The 19,565-nt window shown below is 42.7% G+C and carries 18 protein-coding genes; 16 read left to right on the plus strand and 2 right to left on the minus strand.

Annotated elements, in window-relative coordinates; genetic code table 11:
• The first annotated feature begins 143 nt into the window (after positions 1–143).
• The 10 genes from AB5542_RS18790 (at position 144) to AB5542_RS18835 (ending at position 9,729) form a co-directional block, all read left to right on the plus strand.
• Positions 144–1,490, plus strand: a complete 1,347-nt coding sequence (locus AB5542_RS18790; protein WP_034501682.1) for a [Fe-Fe] hydrogenase large subunit C-terminal domain-containing protein — start codon at positions 144–146, stop codon at positions 1,488–1,490.
• A 41-nt stretch (positions 1,491–1,531) separates the two neighbouring features.
• Entirely contained in the window at positions 1,532–1,867 is a 336-nt protein-coding gene (locus tag AB5542_RS18795) for a DRTGG domain-containing protein (protein ID WP_027199840.1), read from the plus strand.
• A gap of 11 nt (positions 1,868–1,878) precedes the next feature.
• Positions 1,879–2,589: a PHP domain-containing protein gene (locus AB5542_RS18800; RefSeq protein WP_279038012.1), complete on the plus strand. Its 711-nt coding sequence runs from the start codon at positions 1,879–1,881 to the stop codon at positions 2,587–2,589.
• Positions 2,590–2,607: 18 nt separating this feature from the next.
• Positions 2,608–3,402, plus strand: coding sequence for a hypothetical protein (locus AB5542_RS18805; protein WP_270543738.1), 795 nt, complete (start codon positions 2,608–2,610; stop codon positions 3,400–3,402).
• Positions 3,403–3,962: 560 nt separating this feature from the next.
• On the plus strand, positions 3,963–4,340 hold the full coding sequence (locus AB5542_RS18810; protein ID WP_087422369.1) for a response regulator: 378 nt from the start codon (positions 3,963–3,965) through the stop codon (positions 4,338–4,340).
• 267 nt (positions 4,341–4,607) lie between these two features.
• Positions 4,608–5,156: an ATP-binding protein gene (locus AB5542_RS18815; RefSeq protein ID WP_279038009.1), complete on the plus strand. Its 549-nt coding sequence runs from the start codon at positions 4,608–4,610 to the stop codon at positions 5,154–5,156.
• 25 nt (positions 5,157–5,181) lie between these two features.
• Positions 5,182–5,571 (plus strand): (2Fe-2S) ferredoxin domain-containing protein, encoded by a 390-nt coding sequence (locus AB5542_RS18820; RefSeq protein WP_087422371.1) that lies wholly within the window; start codon positions 5,182–5,184, stop codon positions 5,569–5,571.
• A 44-nt stretch (positions 5,572–5,615) separates the two neighbouring features.
• On the plus strand, positions 5,616–7,406 hold the full coding sequence (locus AB5542_RS18825; RefSeq protein ID WP_087422372.1) for an NADH-quinone oxidoreductase subunit NuoF: 1,791 nt from the start codon (positions 5,616–5,618) through the stop codon (positions 7,404–7,406).
• 56 nt (positions 7,407–7,462) lie between these two features.
• Positions 7,463–9,235: an NADH-dependent [FeFe] hydrogenase, group A6 gene (locus AB5542_RS18830; RefSeq protein WP_209279514.1), complete on the plus strand. Its 1,773-nt coding sequence runs from the start codon at positions 7,463–7,465 to the stop codon at positions 9,233–9,235.
• Between the two features lie 17 nt (positions 9,236–9,252).
• Positions 9,253–9,729, plus strand: coding sequence for a complex I 24 kDa subunit family protein (locus tag AB5542_RS18835; protein ID WP_087422374.1), 477 nt, complete (start codon positions 9,253–9,255; stop codon positions 9,727–9,729).
• A gap of 126 nt (positions 9,730–9,855) precedes the next feature.
• Here the strand turns inward: AB5542_RS18835 and AB5542_RS18840 are convergent, their stop codons facing one another.
• Both AB5542_RS18840 and AB5542_RS18845 read right to left on the minus strand, forming a co-directional pair.
• A complete protein-coding gene (locus AB5542_RS18840; RefSeq protein ID WP_279038007.1) occupies positions 9,856–11,013 on the minus strand; it encodes a response regulator in 1,158 nt (385 codons plus the stop codon).
• Between the two features lie 50 nt (positions 11,014–11,063).
• The gene (locus AB5542_RS18845; protein ID WP_288215223.1) at positions 11,064–12,746 is read right to left on the minus strand and encodes a PAS domain-containing hybrid sensor histidine kinase/response regulator; all 1,683 of its coding nucleotides are present in this window, start codon (positions 12,744–12,746) and stop codon (positions 11,064–11,066) included.
• Positions 12,747–12,871: 125 nt separating this feature from the next.
• Here AB5542_RS18845 and AB5542_RS18850 point away from each other — a divergent pair, with 125 nt between their 5' ends.
• The 6 genes from AB5542_RS18850 to AB5542_RS18875 form a co-directional block, all read left to right on the plus strand.
• Positions 12,872–13,237 (plus strand): response regulator transcription factor, encoded by a 366-nt coding sequence (locus AB5542_RS18850; protein WP_027199850.1) that lies wholly within the window; start codon positions 12,872–12,874, stop codon positions 13,235–13,237.
• Between the two features lie 4 nt (positions 13,238–13,241).
• A complete protein-coding gene (locus AB5542_RS18855) occupies positions 13,242–14,390 on the plus strand; it encodes a sugar transferase (RefSeq protein WP_279038003.1) in 1,149 nt (382 codons plus the stop codon).
• 18 nt (positions 14,391–14,408) lie between these two features.
• On the plus strand, positions 14,409–15,182 hold the full coding sequence (locus AB5542_RS18860) for a TolC family protein (RefSeq protein ID WP_279038001.1): 774 nt from the start codon (positions 14,409–14,411) through the stop codon (positions 15,180–15,182).
• A gap of 2 nt (positions 15,183–15,184) precedes the next feature.
• The gene (locus tag AB5542_RS18865) at positions 15,185–17,398 is read left to right on the plus strand and encodes a hypothetical protein (protein ID WP_051465623.1); all 2,214 of its coding nucleotides are present in this window, start codon (positions 15,185–15,187) and stop codon (positions 17,396–17,398) included.
• Positions 17,391–18,815, plus strand: coding sequence for an O-antigen ligase family protein (locus tag AB5542_RS18870; RefSeq protein ID WP_279037999.1), 1,425 nt, complete (start codon positions 17,391–17,393; stop codon positions 18,813–18,815). The genes AB5542_RS18865 and AB5542_RS18870 overlap by 8 nt, the downstream gene beginning before the upstream one ends.
• Positions 18,799–19,565: glycosyltransferase family 2 protein (locus tag AB5542_RS18875; RefSeq protein ID WP_368243334.1), on the plus strand; the 767-nt coding region annotated here is incomplete at its 3' end. The genes AB5542_RS18870 and AB5542_RS18875, both read left to right, overlap by 17 nt.

Below are 19,565 nucleotides of genomic sequence, written 5' to 3' on the forward strand. Positions count from 1 at the left end.
AAAAACTGAAAGATAAAAGAAGTTTAGAATGAAAAAGATTCCGTGATTGCCGATTCGATGATTGGGTGATTAAAATCACTTCATCGAAAATCATTAAATCACTTAATCGATAGGATCTAAAATTTAAAATCTAAAATTAATCCATGGAACCGTTTTACCACGCCTTAAAAGTTGCCAGTACTGCTTGCATCGGATGCACGCACTGCATGAGCCTCTGCCCCACGCAGGCCATCCGCATTAAAGGTGGTTTGGCAACAATAAACAAAAATGCTTGCGTCGACTGCGGCAAATGCCTCAAGTCGTGTCCGCAACATGCGATATACGTGGAGCAGGACGATTTCAATCAAATATTCAATTTCAAACACCGGATCATCCTTCTCCCGACAGTTCTGTTTGGACAATTCTCGGAAGAAATCACGGAACAACAAATCTTCGCGGAACTCCATCAAATGGGGTTTACGGAAGTAATCGAGGTAGCACAAGCATCGGGCATCTTGGCAAAAGCCATACAACGCTATATGGAAAAGAATTCTTACGAGCGTCCTTTCATCTCGTCCTTCTGCCCGGCAATCGTCCGCTTAATACAGGTACGTTTTCCCTCGCTGATAGACCACATTGTCCCGTTAAAACAAGCCATGGACCTAGCAGCCATTTTCGCCCGTAAAAAATATCTCGACAAGGGGATTTCGCCGGATGAAGTCGGTATATTCTACGTCACTCCATGCGCCGCAAAAATCGCGGCAGTAAAAAGCCCGGTTGGCGACGATCAATCCAACATCGACGGAGTTATCAACTTGAATTTCATTTATAACAAAATACAACTGGGCCTCACGCAACACCGGGATCAACCCGTGGGAAGGGTAACCGAACGCACGTACCTCTCCCCCGAATCCATCGCCTGGGACTTGTCGGAAGGTGAGGCCTCTAAATTTGAAGGTCGCTGCCTGGCCATTGACGAGATCCACAACGTGATCGACATACTCGAAAAAATAGAAAATGATGAACTCACGGACATCGATTTTCTTGAACTACGAGCCTGTGACCACTCCTGCGCCGGCGGTGCGCTTGTCGTGAACAACCGATTTTTGACCATCGAACGCCTGCGCAAACGGATGCAAGCCAGCAAACACGAACAACAGCAACCCGATTTCGATGACATACAGGAATACGAATCCTACCTCTTCAAACAAGGTAAACTCCGCGAGAAAATCCCACCACGATCCATCGAACAACTCGACGAAAATATGCTTGTCGCCATGGAAAAGATGGAAAAATTAAACCGCATCATGAGCGTTCTCCCGCAAATCGACTGCGGGGCCTGCGGTGCCCCGGCCTGTCACACGCTAGCAAGGGACGTCGTTCAAGGAAAAGCAAAACTCAATCAATGCGTGTTCATGCAAAAAATCTTGTGCAACGAAGCCTTGATGACACCGGAAGAATCCCTCGAACTTTCAGAAAAAACGTGGGGATTAAAAAGATTTGGAGAATAAACAAGATAAAATATATTCACGAAAAACACAAACTACAAATTATGACAGTACAAGACATTGTTTCCCAGCTAAACCTCACGGTATGTTCCGGACAAGAAGGTTTACAACGAGAAGTTAAAGGCGGCTACACGTCCGATTTGTTAAGTGATGTCATGGGACATGCCCAAGAAGGAGATGTATGGGTCACCCTACAAACACACAAAAACGTCATGGCTATCGCCTCCTTGAAAGAAATCGCGGCCATCATTCTGGTCAAAGGACACCTCCCGGAAGAAGATACGCTGGAAGAAAGCAATAACGAAAACATCCCCATTCTCTCCAGCCCGTTACAGACTTTCGAAATCACGGGACAATTGTACAAACTACTTCACCCGTAATCACGAATTCCATGGAAATCCGGGCCGATCTACACATACACACCGTGCTGTCACCTTGCGGGGATCTTGACATGAGTCCCGCAAACATCATCGGTATGGCATTACAGAAAGGCCTGTCCCTCATCGGAATCTCCGACCATAACTCCACCCGGCAAGCCCCCGTGATCCAGCAACTGGGCGAACAACAAGGGCTACGGGTTCTTTGTGGGACGGAAGTCAACACGGCGGAAGAAGTTCACGCCCTCGCATACTTCCCCACCTTGGAACGCCTTACCGCATTCCAGCACTTCCTCGATCTCCACCTCCCGGATATAAAAAACAATCCGGACAAATTCGGTTACCAGGTTGTAGTGGATGCCGAGGAACAGATTACATACGAAGAAGAACGACTCCTGATCACGGCCTTGGATGTCGATATAAACGCGATCGAACGTACCGTCCACGCACTGGACGGCATCTTCATCCCGGCCCATATCGACAAATCCCGTTTCAGCATTCTCTCTCAACTCGGATTCGTCCCCAAAGACTTGAAATGCGAGGCTCTTGAACTCAGTCCTCACACGACACGGGAACAATTTCTTCAACAGAACGCATACCTGTCCGGATATAAATTTATCCGCTCTTCCGACGCACATTACGTTGACGACATCGGTAAAGTTTTCACGAGCCTCTCGCTACCGGACTTGTCATTCGATTCCATCCGGGCAGCCATCACCCGTTAATTTAAAATTTGCAGGATTATGTTTTTAGACACCATGTCACCGGAAGCCATCGTCAAAGAGGCAAGACGCGATACCACCGCAATTCTGAACAAGAGGGATTTCTTCATCAACATGCATCGCCGGGAAATCCTGTTCGCCAAGAAATTTCCCGTATCATTTCAAATCGAGTGGAAATCCCCCCTCACGCACAACCAATGGCATATCATCATCGCGTGTAACAACAAAAAGGAACGGGAGAACCCGGACGTTTACTATTACTCCACTTACGAGACTTACAGAGGCGCCGGCATCATATTCCCCGTTTACAACATGAGAACCGAAGAACTCGTTTTCAGCAGGTACACGGGACACTTTTTCAGTCGTTACCGCACACGCCACCTAGTACCCAATAATCTCTACACACCCGGTATGGACGTGATCCGGCATTATGTAGATCACAACAGTAGTTATTTTTACCCGCAAACCGACGCAGAAAAAAGATTCACGTGTTGCCTCACGGACGGCATTGCCCTAGGCATTTGCGAGAAAGGTCTCGACACGTTCCGCACTTTCATCTCACACGATATGCTATTCAAAATACAAGAGAGAGTCCTCCATTCCAGCATCGAACACCAACGTCTTCTCGATGATTTCATCAACGACAAACTCCCTGCCTCCTATCAAGAATACAACCTCCAAGGAAGAGTGGGAAGAGTTGCCGGACCGGAACCCGCCCCCAAACTATCACTCGACGACGTGAAAGATCTATTAAAAAACAAACCCAGAATTCCCCTCTTCTCCCCACCTTGCGGGAAAATCGAACTGGAAGACTAGAAGAAAAAATAATTCCTCAAAACAACTTATCTAACAAAAATCCATTTATGACCTTAAAATATCCCTAAATCCGTGTTTTAACATTCATGATTTTAACGATATTCGATAAAAAATTGATTTTAACTAATGTAAAATAATGTTATCAAAACATCATCATTCTGCTATCATATTGCGAGCCGCTCCCATTCCGCTCCCATTCCTCCCCTATTCCCCCTCTATTAAAATATAAAATTATTGTAGTATCATAGTAATTATTAACACTAGGATAAGTATCTTATAACAATTTGATCACAGAATAATAACTCTATCAAACAGAAATTCTATCAGAAAACCCATTTTACCGGGACATAACTCCACAAGATTTTTTATAGCAAAAAACGAACGTTTCATTATATTGAAATGCTGACCATCAATAAAATGGAGAATGTTAATGTTTGATTTGCTTTCTATCTGATCGATAGAATATTAAAAAATAAGCAATATTGGTTTGCTTTAGTAAAAAATGCCTATATTTGTGACGTTAATAAACGTTCATTTTTTGACACGAAGAACAAACTCCTATGGATAGTCAGAACACATTGCCCATCAAGAAATTACTCGTTGCCGAAGACAACGAAAGTAATTTTCTTTTAGTCATGACTATCCTGAAAAGAGATTACCAGATCATTCATGCCCTCGACGGCTTGGAGGCCATTCAAAAATACCGGCAGTACAGCCCGGACGCCATCCTTATGGATCTTAAAATGCCAAACATGGATGGATTGGAAGCCACTCGTGAAATCCGGAAATTAAATACAGGTATCCCCATCATCGTCGTGAGCGCTTTCGCCTTCGACAGCGACAAACAAGAGGCAAGCAAAGCCGGTTGTACAGACTACCTTACGAAACCGATCGACTCTCGTTTATTAAAAGAAACTCTGAAGAAATACCTTTCCTGAAAATAAAACAAAATTCGCACGAAATAGAGCTATTTTTCGATATACGAATCACAAAAATCAACGAATTACAATACAGAATAATTTCTACATTAGAAACAATCTATATAATACCAAGTTGATAACAAATCTCTTGTTCCTATTGATAAATTAATTATATTTGGAACGATTTTTCATGCGATTGAAATTAAATCATAGGGAAAAGATAAAAACTATAAGAATGTGTGCTTCTCATTCAAGAAAAAATAGAGTAATTAATACAGGTATTGAATGCAAACGTTATCGGACCATATCTTAGATATTGCCCAAAACTCGATACGAGCCCAAGCCTCTCGTGTTGAAATTGACCTGCAAGAGAATATAACGGAAGATTCTCTTGTCATCACGATCAGAGATAACGGGTGTGGCATGGACGACAACACGGTTGCAAAAGTTACCGATCCTTTTTTCACGAGTAGAACCGTGCGTAAAGTCGGGCTGGGCATCCCTTTATTCAAACAGAATGCAGAGGCAACAGGAGGAACCTTGAAAATAAAATCAAAACCGGGAGAAGGTACCACAATCGAGGCAAATTTCGGTCTTTCACACTGGGACAGACCACCCATGGGTGATATTGCCGGGAGCATCGTGATTCTCGTGTCGGCAAATCCCGGGATCGACTTTATTTACCGTCATTCCACGGAAAAAGGGAAATACACGTTCGACACGAATGAAGTAAAAGAGATACTGGAGGGAGTACCTCTAAATGACCCGGAAATCGTTATGGCATTAAGACAAATGATCCGGGAAAACATAAAAGAGATTACACAAACAAGTTAAAACAAAATAACCTTAATCATTTTATATGGAAAAAATCAAATCACTCGCGGACCTCAAACGCATCAAAGAAAACGTGCAGACGAAGATTGATCTTCGGGAGAAAAGTGAACAGGTTGAAAGCCTGATCCAGATTAAAGTGGCTATGGCAACTTGCGGAATCGCCGCGGGTAGTAAGGACACCATGAACTACTTTATCGAAAACCTGGAGAAAAACGGGATTGCTGCCGTGGTTACACAAACGGGATGCATGGGGTACTGTTACGCGGAACCGACCGTGGAAATCACAAAACCGGGGAAAGACCCGATCGTGTTCGGACATGTAACGACCGAAAGAGCCGAAGAAATCATTCAGAAATACCTGAAGAATGACGAGCTCGTGGCCGACATCATTCCGGTAAATTTTGAAACAATCTAAAACAAAAAAGGACAGCTAGAACAACTAATCAAAACCTTGAATCTATGAGTTATAAAATGCATATCCTCGTTTGTGGTGGAACGGGATGTAGAGCATCTGCCAGTCACCAGATTATTACCAGACTGGAAGAATGTTTAAAAGAGAAAAACCTGGAAGACGAAGTTCAGGTCATCGCAACCGGTTGTTTCGGTTTCTGTGAAAAAGGACCGATCGTGAAAGTCATGCCTGACAATACCTTCTACGTACAGGTTAAGCCGGATGACGCCGAGGAAATTGTAAATGAACATGTTATCAAAGGACGTAAAGTCGAAAGATTATTATATAAGGATCCGGAAAAGAAAGAAGCGGTAAGCGACTCGAAACACATGGGTTTCTACAAGAAACAACTGCGGATCGCCTTGCGTAACTGCGGATTCATTGACCCGGAAAATATTGAAGAATACATCGCACGTGAAGGATATTCCGCGCTAGCGAAATGTATCACCGAGATGAAACCGGAAGAAGTGATCAACGAGATCAAATTATCCGGACTTCGCGGTCGTGGAGGTGGTGGGTTCCCTACCGGATTGAAATGGGAATTCGCGAGCAAATACCAGGCAGACCAGAAATACGTGGTTTGTAATGCCGACGAGGGAGACCCGGGAGCATTCATGGACCGCTCCATCATGGAAGGCGACCCGCATTCAGTGATTGAGGCTATGGCCATCTGCGGGTACAGTATCGGGGCTACCAAAGGATTAGTTTACATCCGCGCCGAATACCCACTTGCCATTCAACGCCTGAAAACAGCCATCCACCAAGCCGAAGAATTCGGTTTACTGGGTGAAAACATTTTCGGAAGTGATTTCTCGTTCAATATCGAACTACGCTACGGGGCAGGGGCTTTCGTTTGCGGTGAGGAAACAGCATTGATTCACTCCATGGAAGGACACCGTGGAGAACCCACGATGAAACCACCCTTCCCGGCTGAATCAGGTTACCTGAACCGCCCGACCAACGTGAACAACGTAGAAACTTTGGCTAATATCCCGGCGATCATCATGAAGGGAGCTAACTGGTTCAACAAAATCGGAACGGAACGTTCCAAGGGAACCAAGGTATTCGCCCTTGCCGGAAAAATCAATAACGTGGGATTGATCGAGGTTCCCATGGGAACTACCCTTCGTGAAGTGATTTACGAGATCGGTGGCGGTATCAAAAACGGTAAAAAATTCAAAGCCGTGCAAACCGGAGGTCCTTCCGGTGGTTGTTTGACCGAGAAACACTTGGATGTACCGATCGATTTCGACAACCTTCTGGCATCCGGTTCCATGATGGGTTCCGGTGGTATGATCGTGATGGACGAGGACGACTGCATGGTATCTGTTGCTAAATTCTATCTCGAATTCACGGTGGAAGAATCCTGTGGTAAATGTACCCCCTGTCGTATCGGTAACAAACGCCTGCATGACATTCTGGAAAAAATTACCCAAGGTAAGGGAACCATGGAAGACCTGGATATGTTGAAAAACCTGGGTCGCGTGATCAAGGATACCGCTCTTTGTGGCTTAGGACAAACTTCCCCTAACCCGATATTATCAACGATAGACAACTTCTACGACGAGTACCTGGCACACATTAAGGACAAGAAATGCCCGGCAGGAAAATGTAAGGCATTACTGATGTACCACATTGATCCGGAACTCTGTATCGGATGCGGACTCTGCGCCCGCAACTGCCCGGTAGACGCTATCGTCGGAGAACGTAAAGAACCGCATTTCATCAACACGGCAAAATGTATCAAGTGTGGAGCTTGTATGGAGAAATGTAAGTTCAAAGCAGTAAGCACGAGATAATTTAAAATTGAGAGTTTAAAATTTAGAATTGCTTCGGCAGTTGAGGAAGTTTTATTATGAACGAGAATATTACACTAAAAATAGATAACCGAGAGATCAGTGTTCCCAAGGGAACCACGATCCTTGAAGCAGCCCGGGACATGGGTATCGACATACCTACCCTTTGCTACATGAACCTGAAGGATTTGTGCATCAAAAACGCCCCGGCATCCTGCCGCCTCTGCGTGGTTGAGGTTGAAGGCAGGAAGAACCTGGCTCCCTCGTGTGCCACTCGCTGCGAGAACGGAATGAACGTACACACGAACACGATCCGGGTACTGAACGCCCGCAGAACCGTGCTGGAACTCATGTTGTCCGACCACCCGTCAGACTGTCTGGTGTGTGCCAAATCCGGTAATTGCGAATTGCAATCCGTAGCTATTAAATTGGGTATCCGGGAAATTCCTTTCGAGGGAGAGAAAACGGAATTCAGAGTTGACCTGTCCCCTTCTATCCGCCGGGATGCCACGAAATGTATTTATTGCCGTCGTTGCGAAATGATGTGTAATGAAGTGCAGACCGTGGGTGCGCTGGGTGCCGTTAACCGGGGATTCAGCTCCGTCGTGATGCCCGCGTTCGACCAGTCACTGCAGGATTCCGAATGTACTTTCTGCGGACAGTGCGTTGCCGTATGTCCCGTGGGAGCCTTGACGGAACTGGATCACACGAACCGCCTGATCAAAGATTTAGCCGATCCGGACAAGACCGTGATCGTGCAAACCGCCCCGGCCGTCCGTGCCGCCTTGGGTGAAGAGTTCGCTCTTCCAGCAGGAACTTCTGTTACCGGAAAAATGGTGGCCGCTTTACGCAAACTGGGCTTTGCCAAGGTATTCGACACCGACTTCGCAGCCGACTTGACCATCATGGAGGAAGGCACCGAATTACTGGGTCGTCTGGGAGCATTCCTGAATGGCGATAAATCGGTGAAATTACCAATCATCACCTCTTGCTGCCCGGGTTGGGTGAATTTCTTCGAGAAACAATTCCCGGATTTACTGGATATGCCGTCAAGCGCCCGTTCTCCGCAACAAATGTTCGGGTCTATCGCCAAAACATACTGGGCCGAAAAAATGGGTATCAAACGTGAAAACCTCATCGTGGTATCCGTGATGCCTTGTCTGGCCAAGAAATTCGAGTGCGAAAGAGACGAGTTCAAAACAAACGGGGACCCGGATGTAAATTACTCCATCTCTACCCGTGAGTTGGCCGCGTTGATCAAACAGACCAATATCAATTTCATGCAACTGGAAGACGAAGACTTCGACGCACCGCTGGGAGAATCCACGGGTGCTGCCGTGATCTTTGGGGCAACCGGGGGCGTGATGGAAGCCGCCTTACGTACGGCTTACGAAATCCACACGGGTAAAACCTTGGATAACGTGAACTTTGAAGGTGTCAGAGGTATCGAGAATCTGAAAGAAGCCACGATTGATGTCGACGGATTCGAATTGAAAGTAGCCGTAGCACACGGTTTAGGAAATGCCCGCAAACTCATGAACGAAATCAGAGCCGGTAAATCCAAATACCATGCTATCGAGATTATGGCCTGCCCCGGTGGATGTATCGGTGGTGGAGGTCAGCCCTTGCACCATGGAGATTCTTCTTTGTTGAAAGCACGTACACGGGCTCTTTACACGGAAGACAGCGAAAAATCGCTCCGGAAATCCCACCAGAACCCGTACATCATCTCGTTGTACGAAGAGTTCTTGGGCAAACCCATGAGCGAAAGAGCCCATCATTTGCTGCATACGTGCTACTTTAACAGAGGAAAAGAGATTATTGAACAATAATATTCGAAGTTATCATTATGACACAAATAACATTAGCGAAGTGCAAAGTTGACCAACTGGTAAAACTGTGTGAAGAATTCGGGAACCAACCGGGAGAGTTAATTAACATCTTGCACAAAGCACAAGGCTTGATCGGCTACCTGCCCAGAGAGGTGCAGGAAGTGATCGCCCGTCAACTAGATATACCCGTATCCAAAGTGTACGGGGTGGTGACCTTCTATTCTTTCTTCTCAATGACCCCGAAAGGGGAACACCCGATCTCCGTGTGCATGGGAACCGCTTGCTACGTTCGGGGTGCAGAGAAAGTTCTGGATGAATTCAAACGTATCCTAAAAGTAAATGTCGGAGAGACTACCCCAGACGGGAAGTTCTCTCTAACCAGCTTGCGGTGTGTGGGCGCCTGCGGACTTGCCCCGGTTGTACTGATCGGTGAAAAAGTTTACGGACGGGTTACCCCCGGAGAAGTAGAGAAAATTCTAAAAGAATTTGAATAAGAAACATAAAAGGCGGTCGATTGACCGCCTTTTATGTTAGTTGCAAGTTACAAGTTAACAGGTTACAAGTTCATACGATACCAACCTGTAACTTGTTAATCTGTAACTGATTTGTCTGGAACAAAATCACTTTATTGGAATTGTAAAATTAAAATTTGAACCTATACCTTCTTCAGAGGTAAACCACAGTCGCCCGTGATTTTTGCTTACGAAATCTTTACACAATAATAGGCCCAAACCGGAGCCTTCCTCGCTATTCGTACCAAAGGTCGTGAAATGCGTGGCCTCATTTAACAGTTTTCCTTGATCTTCTTTTTTGATCCCACAGCCTCTATCAGACACGGTGACAAGTACTTCTTTACCATTCCCCTCTCCCGTCTTGTTCTCATCGGCAACATCTTGAATCTTCACGTGTACCATAACAACGGTATCTTTATGACTAAATTTAATCGCATTCGAAATCAAATTACGCACGACGGATTTTATCATCTCGATGTCGACGATAACATTGATAAACTCGACTTCTGAATTCAATTCCAAGGAAATTGACTTACTCTCCGCTATTGGCTTAAACACCTCAATAACCCCATCAACCAAACCGACCATATCTATCGGTTGCGGAACATTGGATAACTTACCCAACTGACTCTTGGTCCATTTTAACAGATTATCTAATAAAGAAAATACTTCCTCTGCCGTTTTATTGGTCATTTCCAACATCTCGAACACGTCCTCCGGAACGGTTTGCGGGTCGATACTCATCATAATCGTGTTACACAACATCTTGATGGAGGCCATCGGGGAGCGCAGATCATGAGCAATCACGGAATAAAGTTTATCCCTACCGGCTATTGTCTTTCTTAATTCCTCGGTCTGACGTAGAATAATTCGTCTGGCATCCACCAGAGAAAGTTGATGTTCCACCCGGATCAACAGCTCTTCCCGACGAAAAGGTTTCGATATAAAATCATTCGCCCCGAGTTGGAACCCCTTCACAACACTTGCCGAGTCATTCAACGCGGTCAAAAATATAATCGGAATTTCAGCTTGTTCCGGCTCCACCTTCAAACGTCCTGCCACCTCAAACCCGTCCATATCGGGCATCATAACATCCAACAAAATCAAATCCGGATGTTCACTTTTCACTTTTTCCAAAGCTTCCGTCCCGTTCATCGCATACACGATACCAAACCCCTCTCGCCCGAGCAAAGCTTTTAACAACAGCACATTTGACTGAACATCATCCACCACTAATATTTTATATTCAGCAGGATTTATTTTCATACACTTCATTTTTTAATTAACGCACGTAAACGCTGTTACAAATGTACAAACTATAATTTATTTTCGAGACATCTTTCAATCATAGTTTTCAACTTTTCAGCCTCTAACGGTTTGGGCATATATTCGTTACATCCGGCAGCAAGAGCCATTTCACGATCCGTTTCAAAAGCAAAGGCCGTGGTAGCTATAATTGGAATGGTTGGATTCAATTCCCGGATAATCCCAGCCGCAGACAGGCCATCCAATCCCGGCATCCGGACATCCATTAAAATTAAATCCGGTTTACTCGATTCGTATTTTGTCACCACGTCAATCCCGTCATTCGCTCTTAGCACGGAATAGCGCTCTTCCAGTATAGCCTTGACCAACTCGTAGTTACAATCCATATCTTCTGCTACCAATATTAACGGTTTATTCTGTTCTCCTGCAACCGGGAACGTACCATTATAAGGTATTGAAAAATAGAAACAAGACCCGACACCAAGCTCGGATTCTACCCAGATTTCTCCACCCATTTTGTCCAGAATGGATTTACAGATAGACAACCCTAACCCGAAGCCCTGTTTCAACAAATCCAGCTTTTCAAAACGCCCGAATACATTATTCAATTTTTCTGCCGGAATCCCGCTCCCGGTATCTCGCACATATCCTTCCATCATATCTCCCTTCAACTTGTACCCGAGAGTGATCGACCCTTTTTCTGTATATTTTATAGCATTGGAAATCAAATTTGAATAGAGTTGTCTCAAACGGTGAGAATCGGAAACAATCGTCAGAGATGCCACGGGTCGCTCGAAAATTACCTTCACGTCATTCTTTATCCGCATCTGATGCATTTGCCGTAACTCCTCGCACAACTCGTCCATCTGTATATTCTCATCTATAAATTCCATTTTACCGGATTCGATGCGAGATAAATCAAGAATATCATTAATCAGATGCAGCAATAAATTACTATTCGCCTTGACAATATCCAAATATTCTTCCCGTTCACATTCACTTTCCGTGTGAGCAATCACCTCGGAAAAACCGACAATAGCGTTCAACGGAGTCCGAATTTCGTGACTAACATTAGCCAAAAAGGCCGATTTCAAACGATCCGATTCTTCCGCCCGTTGCTTGGCCTCGATTAAAGCCTGTTCATCATCTCTTCTTTTTTGAATATCAGCAATAAAGCCCAGAATCTTCGTAACTTTTCCCCGTTCGTCAAATTCCTGAGCCACCCCTTTTAAATCCACCCATTTATACTCCCCGGTATTTAATAAATCCAACCGGAGTTCCAGGCCAATCTTGCACGACTCACCCGCCAAAAGGCTATTATAAATAGCTTCGAAAATTCCCCGGTCATCCGGATAAATACTGGCAATAAAAGTGGTCATACGAAAAAAGTCATCATGAAATTCCTTTCGATCAACGCCGTACGCCTTGAATAATTCATCCCCGATTTCGATTTTCCCGCTGACAATATCTGCAAACCAGGGGAAAACGTTACCGGCCTCTAACATTAACGATAACCTGACCACGTTATCCGCCAAGAACTTTTCTGTTCGTTTCACTACCACATTCTCACATACATCACCTTCATTTTCCCCCTCGCTCTCCCCGTTCTTTGCTTGTTGGAAAATCTCTTCTTGCAATTTCCCGACTCTTCCTTGCAGCTCATGACACAAATTTTCTTGCGCCAACAACTTTCTAACGAGTTCTTCTCTCGTAAGGCTTTCATATACACCCATTCTATATTTCGATTAAAATCGACGAAATGTACAAAAAAAATGAACATTTCTCACATTTACACAAACAAAAATAAGGCTATTTTGTAACAATGTTGTATCTTTGTACTGTTAAAAGAAGGTGATATATGAGTAAAAACATTCTGATAGTGGATGATAAGCCTGAAATAGCGAAAGTCATCACGATCCAACTATCCAAGGATTATAATGTACATTCGGAAGGAAATCCGATTGAAGCTCTTGCATGGATGCACGCAGGAAACATTCCCGATTTGATCATATCGGACGTAAATATGCCGGAAATGGACGGACGAACATTCCTCAAGCAGCTAAAAGCAAGCTCCACGTTCAATTTTATACCCGTTATTATTTTATCCAGCCTGGAGAGCAGTAACGACCGAATTGAATTGCTGGAGGCAGGAGCCTCTGACTTCGTGCTAAAACCTTTCAACCCGCAGGAGCTGAAGATCAGAGTACGTAATTTATTGCGGTAAAGATATGTACACGTACTATATCGGGGAAAACACGGACTGGATAAACAAAATATCACATTGTCTGAATTGTCAAGTTATTACTTTCAATAACCCGATTAAAACGATTTTGTGCATCAATGAACAATCGAAGAAAGATATATCCCCTACCTATATCTTCGTCGAATCATACAATAAAAAAAGGGATTTACAATGGTTGAATGCCATCGCTCAAGGCGATCTGAAGAACACGTATCTACTACTGCTTTCAGAGAAGATTGCAAAAGAAGATATTGTGGACTATCTTCATGCTGGCACTAGCGAAATCGTCAATATCAACACAACCCCGGAAGATTTACAAACGACATTAGCTTTCCTGCCTAAAATAAAACAGCATACGACAGTTCATGTTCAAAATAATCCCCGGAGATTCAAGCTCCCTTGGTGGAAAAGAACATTTGACATTCTCTTTTCCGGGACGGCAATCATTTGCCTCTCCCCGTTTCTGATTGTAACGGCACTTGCCATCCGGATCGAAAGTAAAGGTCCTATTATATATAAATCCAAACGAGTCGGAAGTAATTACGACATATTTGATTTCCTCAAATTCCGTTCCATGTACGTGGATGCGGACAAACGCCTAAAGGAATTCGAGGCCTTGAATCAATACCAGGAAGAAACACAAGATCAACAGGCTCATACCGAAACTTCCCCAACCTCCAATCAAACCAACGAGACTCTTCTCGTGGCCGATGATTTCATCACGACAGAAAAACAATTATTAAAGAATAGACGGAAACAACAGAAAAATGCTTTCGTCAAATTCGAGAACGATCCCCGAATTACCAAAGTCGGACGTATCATCCGTAAATATAGCATTGATGAACTTCCTCAACTGGTTAATATACTGAAAGGAGATATGTCCATCGTCGGCAACCGCCCCCTCCCCTTATACGAGGCGGAATTACTAACCACGGACGAATACATCGAGCGTTTCATGGCACCCGCCGGACTCACCGGTTTATGGCAAGTAGAAAAAAGAGGTAACCAAGGAGCCCTTTCCGCAGAAGAAAGAAAACAACTGGATATAAAATATGCCCGCAACTTTTCGTTCGGGAACGATATAAAGATCATTTGCAAAACATTCACGGCGTTTGTGCAAAAAGAGAATGTGTGATTAACAATATTTTAAAATATGGGTGCTAAATATATTATTATAGCCTGTTTATTATGTGCTGATTTTGTTTGCCTTGCTCAAGAGAAACAGAAAAGGGATTCTATTCCTCCTTATGAAAGTTTCGTTCCGCAAACATTAACAACCAATGAATATATTAACTATCAATTACCTCCACTGGACTCGCTTTTTGAAGGAGCTAAAACAAATCCCCGGCTGAAAGCAATAGGTGCATCTATCGAGGCTGCCCGTAATGACTTAAAAGCAACCAAACGAGATTGGTTGCAATACTTTTCCGTACGGGCTGGATACACATATGGAATTCTCGGAACATATACCGATCAAGAAAGCCAGTATACACCCTTAACAACCGTATATTCCGGGGCAACTCAAAATAGCTGGTCCGTAGGAGCCAATATCATCATTCCTTTCAACAGGTTCTTCAGTCATCGGGTAAACGTGAAAAAACAAAAAGAACTTGTCAAGAATGCAGAGTACACGCAACAGATCAAATTCGATGAAATCAAAAACGAAATTATCGAGTTGTATTGCAACATTCAATACCAATTGAAATTACTAAAGTTAGCAACAGAGTCCATCACCCTATACAACGCAGAATATCAGGTAGCGGAGCTTGACTATATCAATAACAAAAACAACAAGGACAGGTCGCTAAGTGACTTAAAACATTCACAGAAAGTGGCAAAAATTGAATATGAGAAAATCATAAATGAATTAAACATCATGTTCTTAAAGCTTGAACTCATCAGTAATATTCATTTTAGAAACCAATAGCCATGAAATATATTACCTACTTTATCAAGTTTTTCTACCGCATTAGATTTTGGTTGATCATAGCACCGATTATTGTTGCTTCTCTCGTCTACTGGAAAACCAATAATACCCCTCGCGATTACACGACGACTTGCTCCATATATACCGGAATTATCACGGGTGTCAATATTTTATCCGAAAGCGGGGTTACCACGACATCTTATACTCAAGGTAGTATGATGGATAACCTGTTAAATATCATCACTGCGGACCAAACCTTAAAACAGGTTTCATTACGCCTATATGCTCGCATTATGGTATACGGTGATCCCCATAAAGACAATATCTATACAAAAGCCAGTAATTATAGAAATCTCTACAATCATGGAATACCTATTCATAATTTAATAGATAAAAAATCTGATAATGATTCGATCAACGAGCAACGTACCTACGAAAAGTTACTTGCTTATGAAACAAACGATCCGACAAACTATGTCTACGGAATATATCAATGGAACCTCCCTTATGTAAATCGGGAAACTTTGAAAAAAATATATGTCAAACGCCTTGGTAATAGTGATGTGCTTGAAGTTTCATATACAACAAACGATCCCGGTATCGCATATCAAACAGTACTGATTTTGATTGATGAATTTAATAAACAATATCAAGAGCTACGTTTCGGCGAAACTAATAATGTTATCAAACATTTTCGCCACGAACTGGATAGCATTGGAAAAGAACTCAAGATTTCAGAAGATTCCCTTACCAAATATCGAGTGGAAAAACAAGTGATCAATTATGACGAAGAGACAAAGCATGTGGCAGCATTGAATCGGGATTACGAATTACAATACTGGGAAACACTAAATAATTATAATTCAACTGATAGTTTAAAACGGGAACTCGAAAAAAGGATGCAATTATACACGGAAATTATTCAAAACAATAATTCGTTTATCCTTTTAAATAGCAAAATCAGCGAGATCAATGAAAAGCTGGCCATGGCAAAATACTACACGAGTGATGCTGTTTCGAAAGTAACCATTGATTCTCTCCAGCGTGAATTAGACAAAAACGAGACGGCTTTAACTGAAGCCGTTCATAAAATAGGGTATCTGAAATATAGTAAAGAGGGAATTTCCAACGAGAACATGATCGAAGAGTGGTTGAAACAAGTTCTCGCCTATAAAAAGGCTCAGGCAGAATTAATCGTTTTAAATAAACGAAAGATTCATATGGCTCAAAAATACATTCATTTTGCCCCTATCGGTTCGACCCTAACACGTAAAGAACGTATGGTAAACATCAATGAAAGAAGATATTTAGCGATTCTTGACGCCTTGAATACAGCTTTATTAAAACAGAAGAGTATTCAAATGAATTCTGCCAGTTTGAAACTAATGAACGCCCCCTACTACCCCTTAGTTCCCTCCGCACTTGGTAAACACAAATTACTAACAATCGGAGCTTATTTAGCAACATTAATATTCACAATATTTTTCTTCTTGATTATTGAGATACTGGATCATACATTACACAATCTCTTCAAAGCCGAACAATTAACCGGATGTAAGGTTCTGGGAGCTTTCACCCGGCAATTATCTCTTGCAGCCAGAAGATATAATAAAGTTTACGCCACGCTTTCCGCACAAAACTTGTGCAATTCCGCAACGACTTATTTTAAGCCTGATCAAAGTAATATTATAAATTTAATCAGTAACGAACCCGGAGAAGGAAAGAGCTATATCATGGAGCAAATGGCTCAACAATTTATGGAACGAGGATATGACGTAACACAATTATCCTGGCAAAATGAACCACAGACAGATGCTCAAGCTTTTATTCAATCCTTGAACATGAATGACCCGGATGATTTGGAAAAGAACAGCCTAAAGGAAAAAATCGTTATCGTAGAGTATCCTTCGTTAAAAGAAGCCGCATTAACAGCCAATATCTTACAAAATGTCAGCCTAAATTTACAAGTTGTAGATTCTAGACGTACATGGAAAAATACAGATCAACAACGATTTGAACGGACAAAAGAAATGTGTCATAAAGCACCCCTGTTTTTGGTATTAAATTACACGAAACGGGATGCGGCGGAAGACGTGAATGGTTTAATGCCACCTTACTCTTTTTTACGCAAATTATTGTATCAACTTTCACAATTAGGACTAACTGCAAACGACAAGACAACACAAATCTCTAAAGATAAACACCGTAATGATTAAAAATGGCTCGTCCTATATTACAGCGATCGCATTTTTCATCGGTCTGAGTGCTATATACCTATTAACACTAAAAGGAGGAATTATCCCGGCCCTCCTTTTTGCCTGTTTACCGGCAATAGCCATAGTTACAGCCAAATTTTGCCAGAAACAGTATTACTTTTACGTCTTTTTTGTCATAAACTACGTCATCACTGGAATTGACCGATATATTCCATTGAAATTCGGAATGATTATGCTCGGTTTAACTTTAGGGATCGGATGTCTTCTTCTTTTAAAAAACATCTTCCAAGTTTATGAATGGAAACGTAGCTTTAACGCGCTAACCGCTTTATGGGGTATATGGTTTTTTTATTGTTTATTTGAACTTTTCAACCCGTTAGCGGTGGCTGACGCATGGTTTATCGCCATAAATGGATATGCTCTTTTCCCGTTGATAAGTGCTATAATTATACCCGTCCTCTTTACTCAATTCAAACATTTTCATTGGCTATTAGTCCTGTGGGCTATCTTATCCATATTGGCAGCCTTAAAAGGATATTGGCAAAAAAGTCATGGATTTGACTCTGCCGAATTATACTGGTTGTTTGTAGAAGGCGGGGCAAGAACCCATATTATCCATTATGGAGTTCGTTACTTTTCCTTCCTATCGGATGCGGCAAACTTTGGAATCACAATGGGACTTTCTCTAGTCGTATTCGGGATTTCAGGCTTTTTCGTTAAAACACGTTGGATAAAATATCTATTTTGGCTTACTGCCCTTACCTCTACCTACGGATTATTAATCTCCGGAACCCGTAGCGCCATTGCTGTCCCTTTAGTCGGGTTATGCGCATACGCAGTACTATGTCGAAGTTTCAAGAATCTATTCATTGCCGGAGGAATATTAATAGTCATTATCTTATTTCTCACCCAAACCAATATAGGCAATAGTAACTCCATTATCCGCAGGATGCGTTCCGCTTTCAATAAAGAAGATGCCTCTTTTAAAGTCAGAGGGATCAACAAGGAAAAAATGATTCCTCTAATGAGGGATAAGCCTTTCGGGGTCGGATTGGGACTAAGCGGGGGACGCATGGAACGTTTTGCTATAAATAGCAAATTATCCGAATTGCCCCCGGACTCCCTACTTACGATGTATTGGCTGGAGACCGGAATCGTGGGATTATCTCTCTATCTTTCTTTACTGGTCCTCATTTTTATACGAGCTTCCTATATTGCCATGTTTATCATCAAAGATAAACAATTGAAGAATATTCTATTTTCCATTATAGCTGGTCTGGCTGGTGTATTTGTTGCGGCCTATGCCAATGACATCACGACTTACCCGAACGGTATCCTCATTTGTATTCTATTTGTATTCCTATTCATTGCACCCTATTACGATAAAGAGTTAACACAGAATGAACCAACAACCTGATATATCCATTATTACTATTAATTATAACGGTTTGGAAGAAACCTGCCAACTAATAGAATCTCTACAACAATACCCACAAGATTGCTCGTACGAGTTTATTGTTGTCGATAATGGTTCTATTCAGAATGAAGCGTTACTTCTTCAAAAAAAATATCCGGAAGTTCACGTCATTCGCAGTGAACAAAATGTAGGTTTTTCGGGAGGAAATAATTTGGGGATTCAGACTGCCAAAGGAAAAGGGATATTCTTGCTAAATAATGATACATTGGTCACGGCCAACGATCTAAAGTATCTATACGAAAGATTGTATAGCTCCCCGGTAATAGGTGCCGTAAGTCCAAAAATCAAATTTGCTTTTCCTCCCCAGCATATACAATTCGCAGGGTTCACTCCTTTAAGCAAATACACGTTACGTAATCGGACTATCGGGTATAACGAAACGGATGAAGGACAATTCGACATACCACAAGAAACGAGTTATTTACATGGAGCCGCCATGATGGTAAAACGAGAAGTAGTCGAACAAGTCGGGAGGATGCCGGAAATCTATTTTCTCTATTACGAAGAAATGGACTGGTGTACACAAATGTCAAGACAAGGATATCAGTTATGGTACGACCCTCGTTGTACCATATACCACAAAGAAAGTCGCAGTACCGGTAAAGATTCTCCTTTAAAAACATATTACCTCACCCGGAATCGCTTGTTATACGCATGGCGCAATCGACAAGGAAGGACACTCTATATATC

The sequence above is a fragment of the Butyricimonas sp. RTP31003st1_G1_RTP31003_210430 genome, assembly GCF_040920905.1.
In the GTDB taxonomy this organism is placed as follows: Bacteria; Bacteroidota; Bacteroidia; order Bacteroidales; family Marinifilaceae; genus Butyricimonas; species Butyricimonas paravirosa.

Excerpts from the sequence above, each read along its gene's own strand:
- AB5542_RS18805 (WP_270543738.1), top strand. The coding sequence starts at position 2,608 with ATGTTTTTAGACACCATGTCACCGGAAGCCATCGTCAAAGAGGCAAGA.
- AB5542_RS18795 (WP_027199840.1), top strand. The coding sequence starts at position 1,532 with ATGACAGTACAAGACATTGTTTCCCAGCTAAACCTCACGGTATGTTCC.
- AB5542_RS18850 (WP_027199850.1), top strand. The coding sequence starts at position 12,872 with ATGAGTAAAAACATTCTGATAGTGGATGATAAGCCTGAAATAGCGAAA.
- AB5542_RS18835 (WP_087422374.1), top strand. The coding sequence starts at position 9,253 with ATGACACAAATAACATTAGCGAAGTGCAAAGTTGACCAACTGGTAAAA.
- AB5542_RS18790 (WP_034501682.1), top strand. The coding sequence starts at position 144 with ATGGAACCGTTTTACCACGCCTTAAAAGTTGCCAGTACTGCTTGCATC.
- AB5542_RS18815 (WP_279038009.1), top strand. The coding sequence starts at position 4,608 with ATGCAAACGTTATCGGACCATATCTTAGATATTGCCCAAAACTCGATA.
- AB5542_RS18825 (WP_087422372.1), top strand. The coding sequence starts at position 5,616 with ATGAGTTATAAAATGCATATCCTCGTTTGTGGTGGAACGGGATGTAGA.
- AB5542_RS18830 (WP_209279514.1), top strand. The coding sequence starts at position 7,463 with ATGAACGAGAATATTACACTAAAAATAGATAACCGAGAGATCAGTGTT.
- AB5542_RS18860 (WP_279038001.1), top strand. The coding sequence starts at position 14,409 with ATGGGTGCTAAATATATTATTATAGCCTGTTTATTATGTGCTGATTTT.
- AB5542_RS18870 (WP_279037999.1), top strand. The coding sequence starts at position 17,391 with ATGATTAAAAATGGCTCGTCCTATATTACAGCGATCGCATTTTTCATC.
- AB5542_RS18820 (WP_087422371.1), top strand. The coding sequence starts at position 5,182 with ATGGAAAAAATCAAATCACTCGCGGACCTCAAACGCATCAAAGAAAAC.
- AB5542_RS18865 (WP_051465623.1), top strand. The coding sequence starts at position 15,185 with ATGAAATATATTACCTACTTTATCAAGTTTTTCTACCGCATTAGATTT.
- AB5542_RS18840 (WP_279038007.1), bottom strand. The coding sequence starts at position 11,013 with ATGAAAATAAATCCTGCTGAATATAAAATATTAGTGGTGGATGATGTT.
- AB5542_RS18845 (WP_288215223.1), bottom strand. The coding sequence starts at position 12,746 with ATGGGTGTATATGAAAGCCTTACGAGAGAAGAACTCGTTAGAAAGTTG.
- AB5542_RS18810 (WP_087422369.1), top strand. The coding sequence starts at position 3,963 with ATGGATAGTCAGAACACATTGCCCATCAAGAAATTACTCGTTGCCGAA.
- AB5542_RS18855 (WP_279038003.1), top strand. The coding sequence starts at position 13,242 with ATGTACACGTACTATATCGGGGAAAACACGGACTGGATAAACAAAATA.
- AB5542_RS18800 (WP_279038012.1), top strand. The coding sequence starts at position 1,879 with ATGGAAATCCGGGCCGATCTACACATACACACCGTGCTGTCACCTTGC.